Origin of the sequence: Fangia hongkongensis FSC776 = DSM 21703 (genome assembly GCF_000379445.1) — a bacterium.
GTDB lineage: Bacteria > Pseudomonadota > Gammaproteobacteria > Francisellales > Francisellaceae > Fangia > Fangia hongkongensis.
The window spans coordinates 59,461-82,347 of the sequence record NZ_KB902243.1 but is presented as its reverse complement, the minus strand read 5'-3'; the positions used below and the strand labels follow the sequence as shown (position 1 = coordinate 82,347).

The 22,887-nt window shown below is 39.0% G+C and carries 19 protein-coding genes and 1 other RNA gene; 6 read left to right on the top strand and 14 right to left on the bottom strand.

Features of this window, described 5'->3' with window-relative positions:
• Positions 1 to 285 precede the first annotated feature (285 nt).
• Positions 286 to 1,560 (top strand): peptide MFS transporter, encoded by a 1,275-nt coding sequence (locus A37Q_RS0104055; protein ID WP_018298998.1) that lies wholly within the window; start codon positions 286 to 288, stop codon positions 1,558 to 1,560.
• A gap of 237 nt (positions 1,561 to 1,797) precedes the next feature.
• On the opposite strand, the gene A37Q_RS0104050 is transcribed toward A37Q_RS0104055, so the two are convergent.
• Complete coding sequence (locus A37Q_RS0104050; RefSeq protein WP_018298997.1) at positions 1,798 to 2,499, bottom strand: YggS family pyridoxal phosphate-dependent enzyme; 702 nt, start codon at positions 2,497 to 2,499, stop codon at positions 1,798 to 1,800.
• Positions 2,500 to 2,545: 46 nt separating this feature from the next.
• Between A37Q_RS0104050 and A37Q_RS0104045 the strand changes: the two genes are divergently transcribed.
• Positions 2,546 to 3,568, top strand: coding sequence for a type IV pilus twitching motility protein PilT (locus A37Q_RS0104045; RefSeq protein WP_018298996.1), 1,023 nt, complete (start codon positions 2,546 to 2,548; stop codon positions 3,566 to 3,568).
• Here A37Q_RS0104045 and A37Q_RS0104040 read toward each other — a convergent pair.
• On the bottom strand, positions 3,543 to 4,994 hold the full coding sequence (locus tag A37Q_RS0104040) for a potassium transporter TrkG (RefSeq protein WP_018298995.1): 1,452 nt from the start codon (positions 4,992 to 4,994) through the stop codon (positions 3,543 to 3,545). The two genes, A37Q_RS0104045 and A37Q_RS0104040, sit on opposite strands and share 26 nt — an antisense overlap.
• 221 nt (positions 4,995 to 5,215) lie before the next feature.
• Here A37Q_RS0104040 and A37Q_RS0104035 point away from each other — a divergent pair, with 221 nt between their 5' ends.
• Positions 5,216 to 5,401: a CBU_0585 family protein gene (locus tag A37Q_RS0104035; RefSeq protein ID WP_018298994.1), complete on the top strand. Its 186-nt coding sequence runs from the start codon at positions 5,216 to 5,218 to the stop codon at positions 5,399 to 5,401.
• A 5-nt stretch (positions 5,402 to 5,406) separates the two neighbouring features.
• Here the strand turns inward: A37Q_RS0104035 and folE are convergent, their stop codons facing one another.
• From folE to A37Q_RS0104020, 3 genes are all read right to left on the bottom strand, one after another.
• Positions 5,407 to 5,979, bottom strand: coding sequence for a GTP cyclohydrolase I FolE (gene folE / locus A37Q_RS0104030; RefSeq protein WP_018298993.1), 573 nt, complete (start codon positions 5,977 to 5,979; stop codon positions 5,407 to 5,409).
• A gap of 11 nt (positions 5,980 to 5,990) precedes the next feature.
• On the bottom strand, positions 5,991 to 6,767 hold the full coding sequence (locus tag A37Q_RS0104025; protein WP_018298992.1) for a type III pantothenate kinase: 777 nt from the start codon (positions 6,765 to 6,767) through the stop codon (positions 5,991 to 5,993).
• Positions 6,768 to 6,856: 89 nt separating this feature from the next.
• Positions 6,857 to 7,297, bottom strand: coding sequence for a hypothetical protein (locus A37Q_RS0104020; RefSeq protein ID WP_018298991.1), 441 nt, complete (start codon positions 7,295 to 7,297; stop codon positions 6,857 to 6,859).
• A gap of 117 nt (positions 7,298 to 7,414) precedes the next feature.
• Here A37Q_RS0104020 and A37Q_RS0104015 point away from each other — a divergent pair, with 117 nt between their 5' ends.
• Complete coding sequence (locus A37Q_RS0104015) at positions 7,415 to 9,757, top strand: MMPL family transporter (protein ID WP_018298990.1); 2,343 nt, start codon at positions 7,415 to 7,417, stop codon at positions 9,755 to 9,757.
• Positions 9,758 to 10,027: 270 nt separating this feature from the next.
• Here A37Q_RS0104015 and A37Q_RS0104010 read toward each other — a convergent pair whose 3' ends face one another.
• From A37Q_RS0104010 to A37Q_RS0104000, 3 genes are all read right to left on the bottom strand, one after another.
• The gene (locus A37Q_RS0104010; protein WP_018298989.1) at positions 10,028 to 10,708 is read right to left on the bottom strand and encodes a hypothetical protein; all 681 of its coding nucleotides are present in this window, start codon (positions 10,706 to 10,708) and stop codon (positions 10,028 to 10,030) included.
• Positions 10,709 to 10,712: 4 nt separating this feature from the next.
• Positions 10,713 to 11,183 (bottom strand): hypothetical protein, encoded by a 471-nt coding sequence (locus A37Q_RS0104005; protein WP_018298988.1) that lies wholly within the window; start codon positions 11,181 to 11,183, stop codon positions 10,713 to 10,715.
• 73 nt (positions 11,184 to 11,256) lie between these two features.
• Positions 11,257 to 11,967: a VUT family protein gene (locus tag A37Q_RS0104000; RefSeq protein ID WP_018298987.1), complete on the bottom strand. Its 711-nt coding sequence runs from the start codon at positions 11,965 to 11,967 to the stop codon at positions 11,257 to 11,259.
• A gap of 386 nt (positions 11,968 to 12,353) precedes the next feature.
• On the opposite strand from A37Q_RS0104000, the gene hisS reads away from it, so the two are divergent.
• Positions 12,354 to 13,625: a histidine--tRNA ligase gene (hisS, locus tag A37Q_RS0103995; protein WP_018298985.1), complete on the top strand. Its 1,272-nt coding sequence runs from the start codon at positions 12,354 to 12,356 to the stop codon at positions 13,623 to 13,625.
• Positions 13,626 to 13,639: 14 nt separating this feature from the next.
• On the opposite strand, the gene A37Q_RS0103990 is transcribed toward hisS, so the two are convergent.
• Entirely contained in the window at positions 13,640 to 13,843 is a 204-nt protein-coding gene (locus tag A37Q_RS0103990; RefSeq protein ID WP_018298984.1) for a hypothetical protein, read from the bottom strand.
• 200 nt (positions 13,844 to 14,043) lie between these two features.
• On the opposite strand from A37Q_RS0103990, the gene ssrA reads away from it, so the two are divergent.
• Positions 14,044 to 14,474, top strand: a transfer-messenger RNA (tmRNA) gene (ssrA, locus tag A37Q_RS16090).
• A gap of 340 nt (positions 14,475 to 14,814) precedes the next feature.
• On the opposite strand, the gene A37Q_RS0103985 is transcribed toward ssrA, so the two are convergent.
• From A37Q_RS0103985 to A37Q_RS0103965, 5 genes are all read right to left on the bottom strand, one after another.
• Complete coding sequence (locus tag A37Q_RS0103985; protein ID WP_018298983.1) at positions 14,815 to 16,440, bottom strand: type I restriction-modification system subunit M; 1,626 nt, start codon at positions 16,438 to 16,440, stop codon at positions 14,815 to 14,817.
• Positions 16,437 to 17,621, bottom strand: coding sequence for an AAA family ATPase (locus A37Q_RS0103980; protein ID WP_018298982.1), 1,185 nt, complete (start codon positions 17,619 to 17,621; stop codon positions 16,437 to 16,439). Before A37Q_RS0103980 ends, A37Q_RS0103985 begins: the two co-directional genes overlap by 4 nt.
• Positions 17,618 to 18,889, bottom strand: coding sequence for a restriction endonuclease subunit S (locus A37Q_RS0103975; RefSeq protein ID WP_018298981.1), 1,272 nt, complete (start codon positions 18,887 to 18,889; stop codon positions 17,618 to 17,620). The genes A37Q_RS0103980 and A37Q_RS0103975 overlap by 4 nt, the downstream gene beginning before the upstream one ends.
• Positions 18,882 to 21,899 carry a type I restriction endonuclease subunit R gene (locus A37Q_RS0103970; RefSeq protein ID WP_018298980.1) on the bottom strand — a complete coding sequence of 1,006 codons (3,018 nt, stop codon included), beginning with the start codon at positions 21,897 to 21,899 and terminating at the stop codon, positions 18,882 to 18,884. The genes A37Q_RS0103975 and A37Q_RS0103970 overlap by 8 nt, the downstream gene beginning before the upstream one ends.
• A 435-nt stretch (positions 21,900 to 22,334) precedes the next feature.
• Positions 22,335 to 22,877: a DUF6155 family protein gene (locus tag A37Q_RS0103965; RefSeq protein WP_018298979.1), complete on the bottom strand. Its 543-nt coding sequence runs from the start codon at positions 22,875 to 22,877 to the stop codon at positions 22,335 to 22,337.
• Positions 22,878 to 22,887 lie beyond the last annotated feature (10 nt).

Below are 22,887 nucleotides of genomic sequence, written 5' to 3'. Positions count from 1 at the left end.
TAATGCAATCTCAGCGGGAATGGGAATGAATCTTAAGCATGTGATGAGGTTATTGACACCTGTTTAGACATACCTGACACAGATTAAATGAGTCACTCTGGTAGATGGGTTGGGTATTTGTGTCCTGCATGTCACTGTTTGATTTATTTTTATCCAGAAGAAGCTGGCTCAACTCAATTAGGGCATATCTTTGAGTTTTGAAATAAAGTTCAGTGAACAATAAACACACAAAAACAATGTGAAAAGCTACTTTTTCAGGGGCGACTAACCAGTGAGTTTTGGGGAATGAATGATACTCAAGCTTACATGACCTATGGCGCCTATGTTGCCTTTATCTATATGGCACCTGTCATTGGTGGCTATATCTCTGATGCCTATCTTGGGCACACAACCAGTGTAAAATATGGCTGTGTGCTTATTATGATAGGTCATTTACTTTTAACCCTACAAAGTGTCTTTTTTCTTGGACTTGCATTTGTTGTCGTTGGCACGGGATTTTTCAAGTCCTCAATGGCTGCAAGCATCGGTCGCTTATACACCTCTAAAGATGACCCTAGACGCGATGCAGGATATACACTTTTTTACATGAGCGTGAACCTTGGCGCTGGCGTTTCTATCTTACTGGTTCCGATTATCGCCAAATACTTTGGTTGGCATGTTGGATTTGGACTTGCTGCATTTGGAATGGCGCTTGGTCTGGTTGTTTTTCTTATCGGCCAGAAAAAGAAAGTATTACCTGAAGATCAAATGAATGCCTCGTTAACAACACGCCTGAGCATTTTAATTGTCGGCATTTTATCCACCAGTATCTTTACCTATTTTATCGCCAATCCAACCGATACTACAAAGCTTCTTTATATTGTGGCCGCTTTTGTTTTATTGTATTTGATCTTCAAAGCCACCCAAGGTGGAAAGCGCTACATTATGGCTATTTTAGCCGTTATAAAGCTCTCTTTAATCGTGATGGTGTTTTTTGCGCTTTTCGAGCAAACTGCAACAAGCGTCCTACTATTTACTGAGCGCTTAGTTGATCTCAATGTCTTTGGATTTAGTATCTCATCGGCAAGCACCATGTCCCTCAATAGCTTATTTATTATTATCCTAGCGCCCTTTTTTGCTGCGCTTTGGTCTAAATATAATCCAAGCGTGTTTGCTAAAATGGGCTCTGGACTTGTGTTAACCTCTTTTGCAATGGGCATTTTCACTCTTGGTGCTTATTCAGCAATGCAAGGCGAACTTGTGTCTATTTTATGGATCGTTGCAGGTTATTTACTGATTACCATGGGAGAGCTGGCTTGTAGCCCAACTGGACTTGCTGCAATCAGCAAAGTATCTCCAGTTGACATCGTTGCGGTTATGTTCGGTGTTTGGGGGATTAAATCTTCATTTAGTAATTATATTGCAAGTTACATTGCCACTTTCACAGATGTAGGCAGTGCATCGGGTGCACAGGCCGAAGCCTACTACAATGTATTTTATCACTTGAGTATCTTTGCATTTATTTGTGGCATCATCGTATTAATTGTATCGCCAGTTTTAAAGAGAATTTATAAGATCTAACGGTTGATTGTGCAGAGCCTACGTCATCCATCATGTGGAATGACGCAGGGTGCAATGCCCCTGCGAATGGACACAGAACTTGAATCTGTTAGCACACAACAAAATTAACATGCCTTGGATCATTATAATTATCTTATTTAGCCAATTCAACTACAAAAGCTGCAAAATGGTAAAGTATTTTCTATTGAGTCAGTTTTTACTGTAATTTCAAATCATTAAATGCTCTAACAATGGTCATTAAATGCGCTTGCCAAAAATTGCACTGCCGACTCTTAAAACGCTACTACCTGCCGCAATTGCAGCCTCTAAGTCCTGACTCATGCCCATAGAAAGCGTATCAAGCTTATAGTGACATGCCTCTTCCACTAGCCCTTTTAATTTATTTAGTGAACAAAAACTTTGGTATTGATGCGCATATGATTCATTTTTCTCTAAAATACACATAACACCTCTTAGTTTAAGGGCTGGGCAGTGCTGTAAAACAAATAACGCCAAATGCTGCAAAGCATCACCATCAGGAGCAATACCCCCCTTATTCTCATCTTTATCAATATTCACTTGAATGCAAATATTAATCACTTTGTCATGTAACGCGGCATATTCATTTAGCTTCTTTGCATGTTTGGTATTTGTTAATGTATGCACCCAATTAAAATGTGTGGCAATATCTTTTAGTTTATTTGACTGTAACTGACCAATAAAGTGCCAGCATTGAATCTCTGGCAGCGCTCTTATCTTCTCTAACGCCTCTTGTAAATAACTTTCAGCAAATTCATTTAGTCCCGCCATATGAGCATAATGAATTTTCTCAATTGATTGCTTTTTGCTGACAGCAAGCAAAAGTGGTCGAGGGTGGTCATATTTATCTGCATATAGACTAACCCTATCTTGAATAGCATTAATATTCTTTTTAATTTGATCTCTAAGCGCGTTATTCATCTGCTATGCTTTACAATATCAAAGTATAATCTGAGCCCAGTGTATCATGGATATACAAGAATTATTAGCTATCACCACTCAAAAAAAAGCCTCTGATTTACATCTATCATCAGGCGTTCAGCCTATGCTGAGAATCGATGGTGAGATGGAATTTCTACATGATGAAAAGCTTGATAATAATACGATTCAATCAATGGCGTATAGTCTTATGAGTGAAACCCAAAAAGAAGAGTTTAACCAAACCATGGAGTGTGATTTTTCTATTAGCGAAAAACAAATTGGTGCCAGATTCCGAGTTAATATTTTTAAACAAGATCGTGGTATTTCTGTTGTTTTTAGAACCATTCCAGAGGAAGTTTTAAGCTTAAGTGATATTAATGCACCAGAGATTTTTAGGCAGATTTTAGACAATAAAAATGGGCTTGTACTTGTTACAGGGCCTACAGGATCTGGTAAAAGCACCACTTTGGCTGCAATGATTGATCATATTAACCATCACAAAGCAGGTCACATCATCTCGATTGAAGATCCAATAGAATTTGTTCATCAGTGTGATAAATGTCTTATTAATCAGCGTGAAGTGAAAAGAGATACTCTAAGCTTTGCAAATGCACTTAAGGCAATATTACGCGAAGATCCAGATTATATCCTAATTGGTGAAATGCGCGATATTGAAACGATTCGTTTAGCATTAACCGCAGCTGAAACAGGGCACTTAGTCTTTGCAACCTTACACACCTCCTCAGCACCCAAGACTATCGATCGGGTTATTAATGTCTTTCCAGCAGAGGAGCAATCAATGATCCGCGCTATGTTATCTGAGTCATTATGCGCCATTATTTCGCAAACATTACTTAAGAAGAAAACCGGTGGACGTGTTGCAGCCCATGAAATTCTCATTGCCAATAGCGCAATTAGAAACCTGATCCGTGAAAACAAATTACCGCAAATCTACAACACCCTGCAAACTAATCAATCTATTGGCATGCAAACACTTGATCAATCGCTGCAAAAACTCTATGCACAAGGGCTTATCAACGACCCTAACGACGCCAGAAATCTGAGGTGAATAACACCACTACCGTAAATACTTCTAGACGTCCGATTAACATTGCTAAATTTAAAATCCAGTGCACCGCAGTTGGCAAAGAGGCATAGTTCACTCCGACCTCACCAAGGCCTGGTCCTAAATTTGAAATACATGCGGCGACTGCTGAAAAGGCTGTAGTAGTTGGCACGCCAAAGCCCATCAAGGCCAACCATAAAACGATAAATAGCATAAAATAGGCAGCAACAAATCCCCAAACGCTACTCATGACCGATTCAGACATTACTTTATTGCCAAATTTAACAGGGAAAACACCCGTTGGATGCACTAAACGCCTTGCCTCACGAAAAGCTTGCTTTCTAATCAGTACCGCACGCACGATCTTAAGTCCACCAGAGCTTGATCCTGCACAGCCACCAATCAGCCCAATGACCATCAGTAAAATTGGCAAAAAGAGTGGCCACTCATGATAGTTTGAATTTGAGGTAAATCCTGTATTGGAAACAAAAGATGCTACTTGAAATAAACCATCCCAAAATGCCACATGATTACTTGATTCGACACTTTGTGAAATCAAAGTTAAAATTACAATCACCGCCATTGAAAAGGCAAAGAAAATGTAGGCTCTAAATTCAGGGTCTCGCCAATAGACACGCACAGAAAGCTTACGAAAAGCACTAAAATGAAGTGCAAAACTTGTCGCACTAATCATCATAAAAAAGATACAGATAATATAAATAATTGGCGTTTGTCCAGCCATTGATGCATCCGTTGGCGCAAACCCACCTGTGCCAATTGTTGAAAAGGAAAAGCTAATTGCATTAAACCAATCCATGCCAGCGACACGGTAACTTAGCATACAAAGCACTACAAGCAATAAATAAATCAGCCATAAAACCTTTGCTGTATCTGCAATTTTTGGGGTTAATTTATTTTCTTTCCAAGGTCCATTTGCCTCAGCACGATAAAGCTGCATTCCCCCAACCCCTAGCATTGGCAAAATAGCCACTGAAAGGATGATAATCCCCATACCACCTAAAAGCTGTGATTGCTGGCGGTAATATAAAATACTCTTCGGTAAATAATCTAAACCATGAATTACCGTTGCCCCAGTTGTGGTAAACCCAGAGATCGACTCAAATACCGCATCTGAAAACCCAAGGTGAAGCCCATTAGAATACATATAAGGTATTGAGCCATATAAACCCAACACTGACCAAATCGCAAGGACAACAATAAAGCCATCTTTAATGGTCAGCTGTTTTTTGGAACGCGAGCTAATTATAAATAGAATAAGACCTGAGCCTAATGTAACAATAAAACCAAATAAAAATGGAAAGGCATTGTTTTCATGGTAAATCCAGTCAACAATAATGGGTGTTAGCATCGTAATGCTAAAGAACATCAGTAGCGTGCCTAATACCTTAAAGATTGGACCTGGGCGCATAAAGTTAAATTTCCTGCTACATATTTAAGTGATTTTTTACAGTCTCTTAGTATATACCAAACATAGCGGATTTTTCAGTATTTCTAACTGTGAATGTGAAGTTCCTATTCACAAAACTCGCAATATCACGACTCACTCCACACAGATACTTCAAAGTTTCATTGTAAAGAAGTTTATCGATAGTATATAATCACAATAAATGAACACACTCAGGCTACTCGATGGCACTTATTCTTAAAATGTTACACTTATTTGATAATAACAAAAAACGTGAGTATGTCAGTGGCGCAGATCAATTTTTAGCGACCTTTGATCGTAAGTTTCCAACGCGCTCAGACTCACAAAAACAAGAAGCACAAAAACATAGAAATATCTTTAATCGAAAAGCAGATAACTTTGTTTTATAATGACGTTATTGATGATTAATCAGCGCCATTAACTCTGCACGAGATTTATCATCTCTTCTAAAAATCCCGCGCATACAACTTGTCACCGTTGATGTTTCTGATTTTCTCACCCCTCTGGTTGTCATACACTGATGCATTGAGTCAATGATAACAGCCACACCTTTTGGGTTCAGTGCTTTTTCAATGGCAAGCGCAACTTGCATCGTTAAGCGCTCCTGAGTTTGCAACCTTTTGGCATAGACATCCAATACACGGGCAATTTTGCTGATTCCCACCACTTTGCCATCTGGCAGATAAGCAATATGTGCTTTGCCCACTATCGGCACCATATGATGCTCACAATACGACTCTAAACGCATATTCTTTAACAGCACGATTTCATCATACCCTTCAACATCTTCAAATGTTTTAGAGAGGATCTCATCTGGATCCTCACTATAGCCTTTAAAAAACTCGTTATATGACTTGATAACGCGCTTTGGTGTTTCTAAAAGCCCCTCTCTTGCTGGATCCTCTCCAATATACTGAAGCAAGGTTTTAACCGCATTTTCTGCTTCAAGTTTGCTTGGTTTACTCAAGTTTCTACCCTTTATTGATTAGTTTGATTTTTATGGTACGCGAGCTTAATTCCCTGAAGTACCAGATCAGAGATGACAACATCAAAAAGCCCCTCTTGATTAAATAGCTGTGAAAATCCACCTGTTGCAACCGTTAAAACATCATCGTTTATCTCAGATAGCATCGCTTCTTTTAATGATTTAATTGCACCTAAATGACCATAATAAATGCCTGATTGAATGTTGGTATCTGTGTCTTTACCAATTGCTGACTCTGGTTTTACAATGCTCACTGATGACAGCTGGGCTGCATTAGCACTTAGTGATTCCACTGAGATTTTCACCCCTGGTAAAATAGCACCACTTAGATACTCTTTATCTTTTGTAACAATGTCAAATACCGTTGCGGTACCAAGATCAATGACAAGAATGTTTCTATCTGGAAATGCCTCTGCTGCTGCAATGCAGCCAGCGATCCTATCAGCACCAACTTCCTTTGGTGTTGCCACTTTCATCTTAAGCCCTGTTTTAACCCCTGGCTGAAGAAAAAATGGCTCCAGATTTAAATATTTATATACCGCCGCACGCAAAGAGTAGTTAATTGCAGGCACAACAGAGGCAATTGCCACACCGGTGATAGCTTTTGGGTCAAAGCCGTTTTCACGCACCACTTGACGCAAAAATATCCCCAACTGATCTGAGCTACCATGCGCCTCAGCAGTTGTATAACGAAACTGAAAAGCAATACCATCGCCATTAAAAAGGCCTGCATGAATTTGTGAATTTCCTACATCAATTGTTAACAGCATAATTACTCTATCTACAAATAACTTTTGAAGTGATGAGTATACCACCGAGAAGCGCTTTTGCGGATGTTAATTACTAAGAAATTGTGAATTTACTTTTTAACCCCCACAAATGCTTTTAATACTTCAACCAATGAATGAAACTGGCAGGCAATCTTATAGTATACCTCATAATAAGACGATTTAATTTTAGCATAATAGCTTGATAACTGTTCGCTAGCCATAACGCCTACATCAAGATAATAGCTTCTTGATAGACCCATTTTCTCTGCCCTTTTGGGGTATAACCCTGCATAAATTAACGAATGATCCACCAGCTTTTCAAGCCGAGCAATATCATCTTTATGAAAAGCCTCTAAAAATGCTTCTGCAAAGCTAAACTCTTTTAATGTATTATTATCAATATTGCGCAAAAGCGCATATACCACGAAGGCTTGCAAGTCATCCTCTAAGGCGATGCCACTTTTTCGCTCACCATCTTTCACTAATGTATAAAATGCAGATATTGCCGTCGGCTCAATGATCAAACTCATACATAGTCCTTCTGTTTGCCCCTTAACACTATTGTAAAGTATAGTAATTAATCACAAATACGCGTAACATGGCTGCTGTTATCTAAGCTAAGAATAAAAAAGGTCGCTACAACAACTATGAAAACTGACGCTTTTCGCTTTCGTTTTATTATTTGGGCAGTGCTGTCACTCAGCGCACTTTTAGGATTTGTGGTCAGTTTGATAAATGGCTTTCCACTTAACACAAATGTGTTATCGCTTTTGCCTAATGCCTCTCATAATAACACGGTAACTGAAGCATCAAACCTTCTGGCAAAGCGAATTGGCGATCAGATGGTCTTTCTTGTCGGAAATACTTCTCAAAGTGAGGCAATAAAGGCCAGTGATCTTCTAACAAGTACACTTCAGAAATCCAAACTTTTTCACTCAGTGACTAATGGCGTTGATAATAAAGAGCAACAGGCGTGGGCAAGCTTTTATTATCCTTATAGATTATCTTTATTATCCCCTGAAGACCAGAAGCTCTTTTTACAAAATAACAGCAAACAAGTCATTCAAAATGCTATTTTTAATCTCTATAGCCCCATGGGAATCACCAGCTCAGATTTAATTAAAAATGACCCATTTTCACTCTTTCAACACTTTGTGCTCAGTTTACCAAAACCATCAAACCATTTAAATTTGCATCAAAATCACCTAATGACACAATATGATGGCAAATGGTATGTCATGGTGAATGCAGCGCTTAAAGAAGATAGCTTTTCTCTGTCAAACCAAGATAAAATCACCGCGTTAATTGACTCGCTAAATACACAAATTTCCGAGCATTTTCCAAGTACATCAATATTGAAAACCGGAATGATATTTTATGCCAAAGCAGGTGCAGATAGCGCACGAGCTGATATTTCCACCATTGGCATTGGGTCAATTATTGGCATTATTCTACTGATTCTCATTACTTTTTTAAGCATCCGCCCGTTGTTTATAACACTGCTTTCAAGCGCGATTGGTTTTGTGAGCGCCTTTATGGTGACCTATTTAATCTTTGGCAGTGTTTTTCTCTTTACCCTTGTATTTGGGGCAAGCCTTATTGGAATTTCAGTTGATTATGCCTTTTTCTACTATGCCGAGCAGCGATTTGGTGGAAAAAACTGGAAAGCAAAGCCTGCGCTTAAAAAAATCGCCCCCGGCATTACCCTTGGGCTCATCAATATTATCATTGCCTATCTGGTGATTGCCATTGCGCCTTTTCCTGGCTTAAGGCAACTTGCCATTTTTGCTATTGTTGGTCTTGGCATGTCTTATCTAAGTGTTATTTGCGCGTTTCCTTATTTAATCAAAGCCAAAATTTACCACAAAAATCCAGCCATTTTGCGCTTTTCCTCCTACTATCTAAAACTCTGGCAGTCTCTATCAGTTAGAAAAATTCTCTTTCTCTTTATCCTTTTATTTATCATTATTGCCATTGGGATGTATCAGCTTAAAATCAATGATGATATTCGCATTTTGGAGTCGACGCCTAAAAGCCTCAAAGCCAATGAAGCTCAGATTAAATCAATTATTGGCAGTGATGTTGGCATGAGTTACATCATTGTAACTGGCAACACGCCTGATAAACTTATCGCCAATGAACATACGCTTAATCATGAAATTAAAACCGCATTCCCAGAGATAAATAGCACTGGACTCTCCATCAGTAGTTACCTTCCTAAGCTAAAGACGCAAAAACACAGTTATGCGCTACAAAAAGAGCTAATAAGTAACAAGCTGATTCCATTTTTAACACAAATAGGTGTATCAGCTGTTGATGCTAAAGCAATTCAAGCCAAATTACTTAACATTCCTTTTAAAGCGCTAACCCTTACAAACTGGCTCCACTCCCCACTATCAAAACCACTTCGCTTTTTATACCTTGGTAAGGTAAACCATCAATACGCAAGTGCTATTTTACTCTCTGATAAGTTGGATCAAAAGCGCATTCGAAAGATCACAGAGAAATCCAATTATGCCACTTTTATCAATAAAGCAGATGAAATCTCATCAGTTTTTAAAACCTACCGCCATTATATTAGCCTATTGCTTATTGTTGTTTTTATTGCCCTTTTTCTGCTATTACTCTGGCGTTATCGATCTATCAAAAAAGCGCTTGTTTACATTCTGCCACCGATAACAGCCTCCTTATTGTCACTGGCCGTATTGGGTTTGACAGGCACGCCTTTAACGCTGTTCAACCTCTTAGCATTGGTACTTGTATTGGGCATTGCCGTTGACTATATTCTCTTTTTTGCTGAAACACGCTCCAGCTTTCAAAACACGATGCTTGCCACACTCTTATCTGCCATTACCACCATTTTATCATTTGGATTGTTAATCTTCAGTCAAACACCAGTTGTACACTATTTTGGCTTATCTGTGTTTATTGGTATTTTAAGCGCATTTTTGCTCGCGCCAATTGTGACAAAGCTAGAGCGATTAAAATAATTGGAAGCTGGATAAAATATTGCATTTAATGCAGAGCCAGTATTATGCCAAGCATAATACTGGGTGCACTTTGCCCCCCGGCAGTCGCCACCGTATCCCCACGTCAGCGATTCAACAAATAATACCTCCTGCAAGTCAGTATCGATTTGTTTCTTTATGTGTATATAGAAACATTTATTGACGAAGAAAGCAATAAGGTTATTTGATTTTTTTAAAAAAAACTTTTAGAGATAAACTCTTGGCATAATTTTAGTTTATATTACAGACACATTAAGGCAATGACTGTTGAAATGAAAAAAGCACAAGCCAGTGTGGATTTTCAGGATTAATGTACTCGAGCCTTTCCTCCTCTGCCTCAAAGTATTGAAGTTTTAATAACCCATCATCATCCTCAATTACCTTTCTAAGTGCTGGCAATCCTTTCTTATCAGGTGAAATAAGTAACTGAAAAGCCTGATATTTACTGTGTTTCGTATAAATAGCTGTCAGCACACCGCTATTATGAGCCTCAGCGCTATTTTTAATCTGTGTGGCAAAGATGTATTTTCCGTATTTCTCGACCAGCTCAGCCATAATTGGCAACATGACAGGCAAACGCCTTTCAACTACTTGTGGCCGGTTAGATTCAAATGAGAAAACATTATCTCTCTGAATAAAAGGAATATAATAACACTCTTCGCTTTGATAGATTTCAGGGGCACGCACATCCTGAACATCAATACTATCATCAAATAGATATTCCTCAGAGACACCCAGCGCATCAGCTATTTGAATGCGCTTTGGCTTTCTTGGCAGCTTAGCATTAAACAGCCAATTTTTAATGGTGGTATCTTTTTCATTAATCTTATTTTCAATTGCAGGTATCTTCCCTGTATAGGAAGAAGAAACAGCGCAAATATCAGTAATATAGCCCAATTTCGTTGCAAACAAAGTAGAATATTCTTTATACATGATCTCACTTTTTACGTGCAAACAAGTCGTGTAATAACTTGCGGATTTCTTTTCTTGATGTGTATTTTTTCATCATTTCAGTAAATTGACTTTCATCAAACTCATAGCATAATGTGCTATTTTTCGCCTGATTATAAATTTGAATCATTGTTTTATCCCCAAACAAAACAACTGATGACACATCAACCCCATTTGCTAACTGTTGTAACGCATTATTGTACGAATGGCAAGCATAAATGAGTTTCTTTTCATCTAAAGAGAATAACTCAATATCCTTTTCAATAATCTCCTCTGGAAGAAAATAGCTACTGCCAATATTATGAAAAAGACTACGCATCCCACAATTTGAGGCAATCCTTAGCACAATTTGCCCAGTTGTCTCTCTATCAATATCCGCCACTTTCATATTGATCATATTTCTTTTAAAATATTGCCAAAAATGTTTTGTGTCACGCTCCACTTTTGATTCACTCACCCTTTACCACCTACTATTGATACATTACATCTGCATTGAAGCTTTTAAGATCACTCCAAAATACATATGAACTTTATACAATTGACTGCTTCGAAACCTCCGCTACATAAAGAGACTTTTTATTTTCAATAAAATCACGTTTATACTCAATATGCGTCTTAATGAATGCAACAATAATAGACGCAACACCTGTAAAAGAAAATTTGTACACAAGATTTAACAGCATAACTGAACTTAAGCTTGAGACATTTTGCGACATCGACAAAATCAGCGGCAATGAAATACACGTTAAAATAATCTCAGCCATAGTTGAAGAAGTCAAAATGGATACAAAAGCACCCCAAAACCCTCTTTTAAAGTGTTTTCTAACATATTTAAAGATGATGTTATTGAAGATACAGCTAATAATAATGCTGAAAAAACTGATACTCCAAACACGGATAAGCGGACTATAAACAGCGTAGCTACTTTGACTCTCCCCTAGTGAGGAGGTAATATACAACATCAACATTAACGCACCATCAGCGACAAGCGCTGTAAATACAACCGTGTTGGCAGTACGAATATCATACCTATCTTGAATAAAATTACTGATCACAAAGGTCAATGGAAAAAATAAAAGCCCAACAGCAAAGCTCAATGAATAGCCTTCAAACTCAAAATTTCTCACATCTAACACGCTTAAAGTCGCACTTGTCAGTGAAATAAAGAACAAAGAATATAACATGGTATAGAGCATACGCTCACGATCTACAACACCGAAGATCAATCGAAAGTAACGCAATTTCTGCCTCTTTTATTCAAATTGTGGGGACCCAGATAACATATCACCCTGCATAAAAAATGCAAGCATCAGCAATTGATATGTATCATATACCACTCGCGAATCATTTTGCGGTGTTTAATGTTGAAGAAGTTTTTGATAGTTTTGAGTCATTGGGTTGCAGGTAATAGCTAGGACTATTAGCAATATCTGATGACTCAAAAGAACAAGAAATTCAATGGCAGAAATAGGGTAAAATGGTTTGCGGGTGGTACAAACAGCAAATAGGCAAATGCTTTATGCCAGCATCATACTCATAATTAAAATCAAATAAAGCCAAAAAGCGTTTTCAGATGATATAATACCCCTAAAGATTACCTCTAACACAATAAGGACATAAAATCACTATGGCAAAAATTCAAGCGATTCGCGGAATGAATGACATTCTGCCACAACAAATACCACTTTGGCAGCATTTTGAAAACACAGCAAAATCCTTATTAACGAGCTATGGCTATCAGGAAATTCGCTTACCTGTTGTGGAAAAAAGTGAGCTTTTTCATCGCGGTGTGGGTGATGGCACTGATATCGTTGAGAAAGAAACTTATGATTTCACAGACAGAGGTGATGAGAAGCTGACACTTAGGCCAGAGGGTACAGCAGGCTGTGTACGTGCTGTTATCGAGCATGGGATGGTAGCACGAAACCAAGTGCAAAAACTGTGGTATATGGGTCCTATGTATCGCTATGAGCGACCGCAAAAGGGACGTTATCGCCAATTTTATCAATTTGGTGTCGAGGTATATGGACATGATAGTATTACACAAGATGCTGAGTTATTAGCTTTGAGTTGGCGCTTTTGGCAAGCACTGGGCTTGGATAAAAATGTAACGCTACAGATCAACAACCTTGGCACGAATGAGGACAGAGAAAAATATAAACAAGCACTTATCAGCTATCTTACGCCAATCAAAGATCAACTTGATGAAGATAGTCAAAGGCGACTCACTAAAAATCCACTTCGCATCTTGGACAGCAAAAATCAAACTACTCAGGTACTTTTAGAAAATGCCCCCAAGCTTGATGCGTTTTTAAGCGCTGAGACAAAAGGAGAGTTTCAAAAGCTCTATACACACCTAAAAGCGCTTAATATCCCCGTTACGATCAACCCACACCTTGTTAGAGGACTTGATTATTACTCCCACACCGTGTTTGAATGGGTCACTGAAGATCTAGGTGCACAAGGTACAATCTGTGCAGGTGGTCGCTATAACTCACTTGTTGAGAATCTAGGTGGTCCTCAAACTCCTGCTGTTGGTTTTGCCATAGGGATAGAGAGAATCATCTTATTACTTCAAGAGGTTCAACAGAACATTAAAACAAAGCGCTGTGATATTTATGTTATTTCAGATGACAAGGCAATATTTAATGCAATTGAATTTACTGAAACGCTGCGAGCAGCCTCTCCTCTTTTACAGATTGAACAAAACCATACATTAGGCAGTTTTAAATCTCAATTTAAAAAGGCTGATAAATCAGGGGCAAAACTCGCGCTGATTATCGCTGAAAATGAGTGTGATAATAAAACTTGTACCATTAAGTTTTTACGTGAAGAGAAGGATCAAATAACACTGCCGCAAGATGAAGCACTCAAGCTTATCGATACTCTCGTTGAATAACTTGAGGATATATTTTAGTACCCTCTAACCAATGAGATTAATAATAAAACAATAAAAACCACCCAAGGAAGGGCCAATATAATCTCAACTATTGTTTTAACCATTCTTGACAGCTCAATCTCAGGGATAAAAGTTGCAATTAAAATAGCAATAGCAATAAATACCACCCCAACAATAAATGAAATTACTGCACCTCGATTGACCTGTTTTGCTGTCATTTATTCTCTGCCCTTAAATCTGAATTTTATTCAATTTACCTATTTACACCTATCACAAACCTGAGTCAAACATTACAAGGATCATACTCAGGCTATGAAAAAGTATTGTACCATCGTAATTTTACGATAACACTTAGTTTACACAAAAATAACTGCCAGCTTGCTTTTAGCCACGTTACGCTCTACAATACTCATACTCTGGGGGCGAAAATGGTTTCGACGGGAATTACAAGCTTTTCCAGTGCATGCCGAGGGTGTATCCGCCTCGTAAAACACGTTACATTTTGCTAATAACTGGCAATAATAACCAAAACAGTGGCAGCAGCCGCACTCCAGCGAATGATGCATCTTTTGCTCGTCGCGAAGAAGAAAAAGCTGCGTAATCTAGCTTAATAACCTAGACCACACAAGCAGATAACGCTCGCTTATGGGTATTATCATACGCTTGTTCATCCTTTACATAAGCTCGCCAAGATAGTGCCTGACTATTAAGGTTAAATTTTAAGGCTCGCTTTATTTATGCCCTGATTTATCGGGCTGAATACGGTTAAATACAATAGATAAATCTAAGCATGTAGATCTGAAAAGTGCGGATTTGCGGACGCGGGTTCAACTCCCGCCGCCTCCACCAGATGTTTTTATTCTTACAATCTCTATACAGCGTTTAATATATTCAACCATTGATATCGTTGGATCCGCGGGACGCGGGGTAAGACTGATCAGAAAAAGCGCTTAAGCTTTTTCCTGTCGAACGCCCAAAGCATGGACTGCAAAGGGCTGGTTTTCAAACGAAGCAGGAGGCTGAGTGCCGAAAAAACTCCCGCCGCCTCCACCAAATTATTTCAATGTAAATGTATTAATCATTCAATTAATAACTTCAATAATATTGACCTTTACTACATTTTTTCTGTTAGTTCTTTAGACGACACATCCCATTTTCTAAGGGTGGCTCAAGAGTATTTCAAATCCTTTTAGTCCTCTGCGAGAGGTAATAATGGTAAACCAAGCTCATCTAAAAACTTGTTATGTTTAGTCGTTGCAACAACAATATTTTTTTCCAAATTCACAAGCTCTTTATGAACAGCGCACAAATCAACCTTTTTCTCAGGCTTGGCGGTACTCACATATCTTGAGATATTGAGATTGAAATCGTTCCTCTCGATTTCTTCCATTGATACACGACGAGAGTAACGCTCCTTTTCCTTACGAAATTGGTAAGTATCGATAATCTTCTTGATATGCTCTGGCAAAAGACGATTTTGGCGCTTACCCTTTTCAAAATGCTCCTCATCACTTGCGTTAATAAAAAGCACATCATCAGGCTTCTTGCACTTTTTCAACACAAGAATACATACCGGAATACCCGTAGAGAAGAACAAATTCGCAGGCAAACCAATTACCGTGTCAATATTGTTGTCCTTTAAAAGTTTGGTACGGATTCTAGCTTCTGCACCGCCACGGAACAATACTCCGTGTGGCAAGATTATAGCCATAGTTCCTTCATCACTTAAAAAATGGAAACCATGTAATAAAAACGCAAAATCTGCCGCTGATTTTGGAGCAAGTCCGTAGCTCTTGAAGCGGAAGTCATCACCTAGCGCTTCCGTTGGGCTCCAGCGCAAGCTAAATGGAGGGTTAGCAACCACCGCATCACATTGCAGCTTTTTAGCAGGATTCATTTCATTGAGCAAATCCCAGTCATTAAGTAATGAATCACCATGATGAATCTCAAGCTCTGAATCCTTAACACCATGGAGAAGCATGTTCATGCGAGCAAGGTTGTATGTCGTTATATTATTTTCTTGCCCGTAAATTTTACCAATACCATGATGACCTAGCTGGTTACGCACATTTAAAAGAAGCGAACCAGAGCCACACGCAAAGTCCAATACCTTGTTAAGCTTTTTCTTCTTACCTGTTGCTGGCTCTTGGCTATCTAAGGTGACAATCTCAGATAAAATGGTCGAAATTTGCTGCGGCGTATAAAATTCACCCGCCTTTTTACCTGAGCCTGCGGCAAATTGTCCAATAAGATATTCATAGGCATCACCAAGGGTGTCGCTGTCTGTTGAAAAGCCTGAAATACCCTCAGCAATTTTGGTAATGATGGTGCAAAGTTTGGCATTTCTTAGGCTGTAATTCTTGCCCAGCTTTTCAGAATCCAGATTAATCTCTGAGAATAAACCCTGAAAGCTGTTTTCAAAGGATTCATTTTCGATGTACTTAAAGCCTTGTTGCAAAGTCAGCAGAAGATCGTCATGTTGCGTTCTAGCAAGTTCTGCTATGCTGCTCCACAGATGCGCTGGCTCAATAACATAATGCACTTTACGGCGCATTTGTTTCTCAAAGGCAGGAACGTCTTCTTCATTTTGCTCGTACCATACACTTAACGGAGCGCGTTTATCATCATCGTCGAGCGTTGGGTAGTCCGATCCAAGCTCTTTCTTAGCAGCAGCTTCGTAATTGTCTGACAGGTAGCGTAAGAATAGGAAAGAAAGCATATAATCGCGAAAATCATCGGCATTCATCGCGCCGCGCAAATTATCTGCTATATCCCAAAGCGTTTTACCTAAGTCTTTTAATTGTTGTTCGTTCACAGTGTTGTCCTTCTAGAATTCTCGTTTAGTATTTCTGGCAGATAAAATTTAAAACTGCTAACAAATGCTCTTAGGATTTGCCGGAATAAATCCTGATTATCTTCGCCCATAGGTGTTGGCTCATGAATAGCATATTTTCCATGACTCAATAGATTGAGGGCACGGTTAAATAACGCACTATTCTCATCGTCATCAATGGTTTTCAGACAAAAACCAATATCGGCATGACCGAAAAAGGCAGAAGTTTTCTCCATGATGCTACGCAGTGCATTGAAGTGGAATGTATAAAGCGTGCCATTTTCAGGATCGGCAGCCCTGTGCAGCTCCGATAAAGTCGCTACATGATGGAAATATGGCGTGTCTCCAGTAGCACGAAGTGTGTAGTGATTTTCACTATTAGGGCGATGAAAAAAATACTGCTTGTGTCTAACTTTTGGCTCACCCTCTTTTGCTCTCCCCATCTCATTGCACATAACATTAAAAAAGAGTGAGTGATGTGATGAGACAACGATCTTCATCGGGTTGGGCGCACCGTCTCCATTCTTACGACTGGTTGCTCGTCGAAGAAGTTTGGCTAAATCACAAGCAGCTGATATTGCGTTGTTATCATCAAGAGATGAAACAGGATCATCAATGTATATGTATTTCACCCATTGATAGGATTCTTGACCGTCAAGCACTCGCTCACAAATAGCCATAAATATACACCAGATAAAAATACTTTCTTCGCCTCTGGAAATCTTTATGTTTTCTTCACCGTCTTTACTAAATTTTACAAAGTAGGGCTTGGTAAATGCTTCACCACCTTGCTGTACTTCCTTATATTCAAAGTCGAAGTTAAAATCAGCATATCGACTAAGATATTCATCAATGGTTGGTTCAAGCCCTAAATTGGTAAACCCATCAAAAAACTTAGAATACTGATTTACTTGCAACCCACGTGCAGAATCATTTTCTAGGTCGTTCTCCCAAGCAAACAAGTCCTCTGTAAAAGCATTAAAATAAAGTGTGTCAGGCTTACCATCGTTCTTATATTTTCCTTTATCTTTAAAATCCATAGACAACCGTGTTTTACCCGTTCGGTTATAGGCATAAAGAAGAATAAGTTCCTGATTATTCAAATCATCACGCAGGCGATTAACAAGTCCTCTTAAATTTTGATAGGTGAAAATCTTTTTCATGTCGTCACCTCACCCATGACTGGGAAAAGCTGCTGCATCAAACCTTTTTTATGGGATTTTAGTTCTTCAATTTTTTGTGCTTGTGTTGTGATTAGCTTATCGAGGGAAGACAGGCAATCGGCGATTTTTTGTTGCTCTTCTGAATTTGGTACTGCAACTGGATATTCCTTCATCAAAGCAATATCGCCTCTTGGCATTTTTACGCCTTTTGCCCCCTGCATTACATAATTTATAAATACTTCACTCTTTAAAATACAGGATAAAAAGGCGTTACCATTCTTAGGCCGAACAACAATCACATCATTTGAAGCACCGCCGCTTCTATTCGCTACCCAAACCTTTTTTAAATAGGGACGAATATTCGCAATTAAAATGTCGCCACTTTCATAAGCTGTAAACGAACCGGAAGGCGGTAATTTTGAAGCTTTCGCAATTCCACCAAAATCTGCCAGGATATTTTCTGTACTAACATACGTATTTATAGATAGTTCACTTAAGGGAAGTCTCTTTTTTACAAAGTCAGATATATCCTTATCGGCAAGTTTCCTAAACTCCCATTTTCCCTCATTCTTAAACTCAGGAAAACGCAATTCGGGAACAGTTTCACCTTTTGTGGGGAAGAGGTTTTGCAGCAATCCCTTTTTATAGCATTGGAGTTCTTGGTACTTTTGGGTATGCGCAGCGATCAACTCATCTAGTGAAGACAGGCAATCGGCGATTTTTTGTTGTTCATCAAAAAATGGAATACCAATTACGACAGAAGAGAACAAAGACTTATTAATAATTGGAACTGCTTGTTTTCCAGATAACTCAGCTATTTTTAGAGAAATATGTTTTAGTGAGTAATAAATAAATGCATTATAAACTCTATCAAATGGTATTACAGAGTTAATTTGCTGATTTGTGGAGCATTCAAATGTATTTTGTGCAACTTTCCCAATAGTAGATCCAATACATACGAAAAGTATGCTATCTGCTGGAATTTTTCTTGTTTTCGAGTAACCCTCATCACTAAGAAGTGTTTTTGTTCCCTCTACAAAACGACCATCTGAAATATCTGCTGGTGATACGAAGTTTTTTGTACCTCCATAATTAGCAGCATCTGAAGTACTCGGTGTGTTGCCTGTTACAATTGTAGCAATTTTTTCTAATGGGCTATAAACCCACCCTTTTTCATCTTCAAACTCCGGAAAACGCAGTGTAGGAGTGGTTTTACCCTCAGCGGGAAAGAGGTCTTGCATTAAGCCTTTTTTATTTTTGTTACTCATATGCTGCCAACCCCGAAATTTCCCGCCCTTCTGCGAGCTTATGGAGTAATGGCATCAACTCATCCATCAATGCCAACTCGGCTTGTGTCCGTGCTTTCCAGCCTAAATCTAATGGCTCTAGCAAATCACTGAGCTGTTCACCATCGAAGATCATGCGATCCAAAATACTATCCACAAAACCCTGCAAGGCTTCATGGGCAATGCTGTGTTTATCTGCAATGTTGGCAAGTTCTATGTCGGACTTTTCCGCCTTGAACTGTTGATAACCTTCTCGAATTGCTTTTTCATTGAGGCTTTTATTAATTGGCAGACTGTTGATATAATCGACAATATCATCGCGTTCCCCCATCAAATTGGCGCTTGAGCTAATCAAGTCGATCAACTGCTGACGGCTCATCTTGTGCTTGCTTGGTTTATCGTCATCGGTAGATTTAGCGATTAAGCCCATGATGTAGTCATAGTCAATCACGGCAGAGGCAAACAACACCAATTCAAACTCTAGCTGCTGCACTGGATCATCAGGGTCATCACTGCCTTTAGCTTGTTGTGCCTTCAGGCGTTGCGCTGTTTCCAGATACATCCCTTTAAATCCGCGTAATTGTTCTTCGGGAAGCAATGCATTGACACTTTCTATTTGCTCTTCATTCAGATCAGTATATTGATCAAGCTGAGTCTTTAAGCGCTGCACTTCCTTAAAACGGTTAATAAATTCGCTTCTGGCAGCATCCCCTTTAAGGTTGTTCACGTTCTCAGGAGTACAAGACAGCCCTTGCGAGTCCATGAACTTTTCAAGATTACTGATGGCGCTATCTAAGTTTTCAATAACCTGCGATGCTGGGTCAACCAGCCATATCTCTTTGGCACGGTCTTTATCTTGCCCTGAGAAACGTGCAATAGCGGTATTAACCGCAGCTTCCTGATGACGGAAATCCAAAATATTGCCATAAGGTTTTGTGTCATTGAGCACACGATTTGTACGTGAAAAGGCTTGAATTAGCCCGTGGTATTTTAGGTTTTTATCCACATACAGAGTGTTGAGGTATTTGGAATCAAAACCCGTGAGCAACATATCGACCACAATCACAATATCAATTTTATTTTTATGTGGGTAATCTTTATTGGTGTATTTCTGATCTTTAATCCGTTGCTGCACGTCCTGATAATACAAGTCGAATTCACTTATGGTGTGGTTTGTACCGTATTGGGCATTATAATCGGTAATAATGGTTTTCAGGGCTGCCTTTTTCTCATCAGGCGCTTGCTTATTATCTTCTTTTTCTTGTGGCAAGTCATCCTGAATCTGCTGCACATCTTTGTTGCCTTCGGCGGGCGGCGAGAATACACAGGCAATATTTAACGGTGTATAGCTATCATCTTCGGCCAGCTTTTCGGCCTGCGCCTGTTTGAATAGCTCATAGTATTCAATAGCGCTATTAATAGAGGCTGTAGCCAATACCGCGTTAAATCTCCTTTGGTTGGTAGCAGAATCATGCTTTTTTAGTATTTCACCAACAACGGATTCAGGCGATGGCATCTTAGGTTTTGGATTTTTGTTTTTATTACTCGTATCGTCTTTTAGCTTCTCACCGAAGTAATCGATGTGGAAGCGTAGCACATTACGATCGTCAATAGCGTTAGTGATGGTATAGGCGTGTAACTGCTTTTGAAAGATATCTTCAGTGGTTTTATATGAACCTATGGTGCCGTCAATTTTCTTATAGGTAGCATTATCTTCAAAGATCGGCGTACCTGTGAAGCCGAATAACTGCGCTTTAGGAAAGAAGGCTTTGATTGCTTGATGATTATCGCCGAACTGAGAACGATGACATTCATCAAATATGAAAACAACCCTTTGATCTCGTAAAGGCTCAAGGCGTTCTTTGTAAGTCTGTTTGCCATTTTGCTTATGCCGCTGATTGCGTTTGCTATTTTCATCAAGCGCAAGACCAAGCTTTTGTATGGTGGTAACAATAACTTTATCGGCGTAATCGTCCGACAACATACGGCGAACCAAGGCCTCAGTATTGGTATTTCCTTCAACACAGCCCTCTTGAAACTTATTGAATTCCTCACGGGTCTGTCGATCAAGATCTTTACGATCTACTACAAACAGGCATTTATCAATCTCTGGGTTGTCTTTTAACAGCGTTGAAGCTTTAAAGGAAGTAAGGGTTTTTCCACTGCCTGTCGTATGCCAGATATAGCCGTTTCCTCGGTTTTGATGAATACAATCGACAATCGCCTTTACCGCATAGATTTGGTACGGGCGCATAATCATCAGCTTTTGCTCGCTGGCGACCAATACCATATAGCGGCTGATCATTTGGCCTAAGGTGCATTTGGCTAGTAAATTATCAGAAAAGTCATCAAGATGGGTGATTTTTGTGTTGTCTTCTTTGGCAAGCTGATAAATCGGCAGAAAACGCTCATCAGCGTTAAAACTAAAGTGCTGATTATGGTTATTGGCAAAATAAAGTGTATTGACACGGTTACTAACAATAAAAAGCTGCATAAAACACAAGAGAGTATTTGTGTAACCATTACCCATGTCATTCTTATATTCGATAATTTGCTCCATGGCACGGCGTGGCGTGAAGGCAAGCGTTTTCAATTCTATTTGAACTACGGGAACACCGTTTATTAACAGAATAACGTCATAGCGGTGATGGCTATTGTCGGTATTAATCCGAAATTGGTTAATTACTTCGAATTCATTTTTACACCAATCCTTGATATTGACCAAAGTGTATTGCAACGGTGTTCCGTCTTCTCGCTGGAAGGTATTACGTTCACGTAGAGTTTTAGCTGCGACAAAAACATCAGAATTGACGATTTCATCACGCAAGCGCGCAAACTCAGAATCAGTAAGTCGGACATAATTCAGGGCTTCAAATTTCTCGCGAAAATTTTGCTCAAGGCTAGCTTTATCTCTTATATCTTCTCGATAGGTATATTTAAGGTCTTGAAGCTTTGCAATTAAAGCATTTTCGATCTCTTGTTCTTTAGTCATATAACCTCCCCAGCGTAGCGCTATGGCTAATACTCATTTTTACGCCTCTATATTTTTCTGTTGTTCAATCTATTTGAGGATATCTTCGCGTTTGAACCACCTGCTCCCACACACCTTAAAACTGGGGAATTCACCATCAGCGACAAGGAAATAAGCAGTTTTTCTGCCAACTTAAGGTAGTCATCAGCCTCTTTCAAGATTCAAACACTATCTATCATAGCTCTATCCACTATGAGACTAAAGAGTAGGATATGAGAAAACCAGAGGATCGACAACTACAAATCTATAATTGCATCAATATTCCTGTTACTCACCATCTTATGGTTAAAATCAGTCTACATTAAACGGCAATATGCTTACGTCGCCAATTCACGGGGGATTGATCAAGAGTTCCAAGAGGCAGAAACGCTCTTTGATTGCTGATTGATTGTCAGATTAAGTCTGAACTACCACATAGATGTCATATGTATCTTTTAGCTGATCTCCAAAACCCCAACCAGTATTAGCACTATCCTCCACAGTTTGTTGAATCCTATGAATAAAATGAGATACCATCTCTTTTTCAACAATGAACTTCACTGCTGACTCAAACATACTTTCCATACTGATATAGAAGTTTTCATCTATACCTCCATAAGTACGGTCACATATTATCCCAGACTCAACATAAGTGAGCATCAAATCCGCTATACCATGGTCAGAACAAGATACTTTCTTATAATCTGATATTGCTTTTCGTGCGACTGAAGCACGCATTTTAGGAGAACGGCTCTTCGGGCCTTCAATATATTCAGCTTGAACAATCTTTTTGTATCGTGCCAAAATTTCATCGTCGTTATTCAATAGGGATGCTTGATAATACTCTTTTACCTGATTAAATTTTTTATATAAGGTTGCAATTTCTTCAACTAATTCATATTCAGACTTTTTTCGTAAAGCGACTTTCAATTGTCTTAAATTTAATTTATTCTCCGCCATGCCCAATCTC

Coding starts and splice junctions, on each gene's coding strand:
- A37Q_RS0104045 (WP_018298996.1), top strand. CDS start 2,546: ATGGATATACAAGAATTATTAGCTATCACCACTCAAAAAAAAGCCTCT.
- A37Q_RS0103990 (WP_018298984.1), bottom strand. CDS start 13,843: ATGACAGCAAAACAGGTCAATCGAGGTGCAGTAATTTCATTTATTGTT.
- A37Q_RS0104010 (WP_018298989.1), bottom strand. CDS start 10,708: ATGTATAAAGAATATTCTACTTTGTTTGCAACGAAATTGGGCTATATT.
- A37Q_RS0104050 (WP_018298997.1), bottom strand. CDS start 2,499: ATGAATAACGCGCTTAGAGATCAAATTAAAAAGAATATTAATGCTATT.
- A37Q_RS0104020 (WP_018298991.1), bottom strand. CDS start 7,297: ATGAGTTTGATCATTGAGCCGACGGCAATATCTGCATTTTATACATTA.
- hisS (WP_018298985.1), top strand. CDS start 12,354: ATGGCAAAAATTCAAGCGATTCGCGGAATGAATGACATTCTGCCACAA.
- A37Q_RS0104025 (WP_018298992.1), bottom strand. CDS start 6,767: ATGCTGTTAACAATTGATGTAGGAAATTCACAAATTCATGCAGGCCTT.
- A37Q_RS0104015 (WP_018298990.1), top strand. CDS start 7,415: ATGAAAACTGACGCTTTTCGCTTTCGTTTTATTATTTGGGCAGTGCTG.
- A37Q_RS0103975 (WP_018298981.1), bottom strand. CDS start 18,889: ATGAGTAACAAAAATAAAAAAGGCTTAATGCAAGACCTCTTTCCCGCT.
- A37Q_RS0103980 (WP_018298982.1), bottom strand. CDS start 17,621: ATGAAAAAGATTTTCACCTATCAAAATTTAAGAGGACTTGTTAATCGC.
- A37Q_RS0103965 (WP_018298979.1), bottom strand. CDS start 22,877: ATGGCGGAGAATAAATTAAATTTAAGACAATTGAAAGTCGCTTTACGA.
- A37Q_RS0104055 (WP_018298998.1), top strand. CDS start 286: ATGAATGATACTCAAGCTTACATGACCTATGGCGCCTATGTTGCCTTT.
- A37Q_RS0104040 (WP_018298995.1), bottom strand. CDS start 4,994: ATGCGCCCAGGTCCAATCTTTAAGGTATTAGGCACGCTACTGATGTTC.
- A37Q_RS0104035 (WP_018298994.1), top strand. CDS start 5,216: ATGGCACTTATTCTTAAAATGTTACACTTATTTGATAATAACAAAAAA.
- A37Q_RS0103970 (WP_018298980.1), bottom strand. CDS start 21,899: ATGACTAAAGAACAAGAGATCGAAAATGCTTTAATTGCAAAGCTTCAA.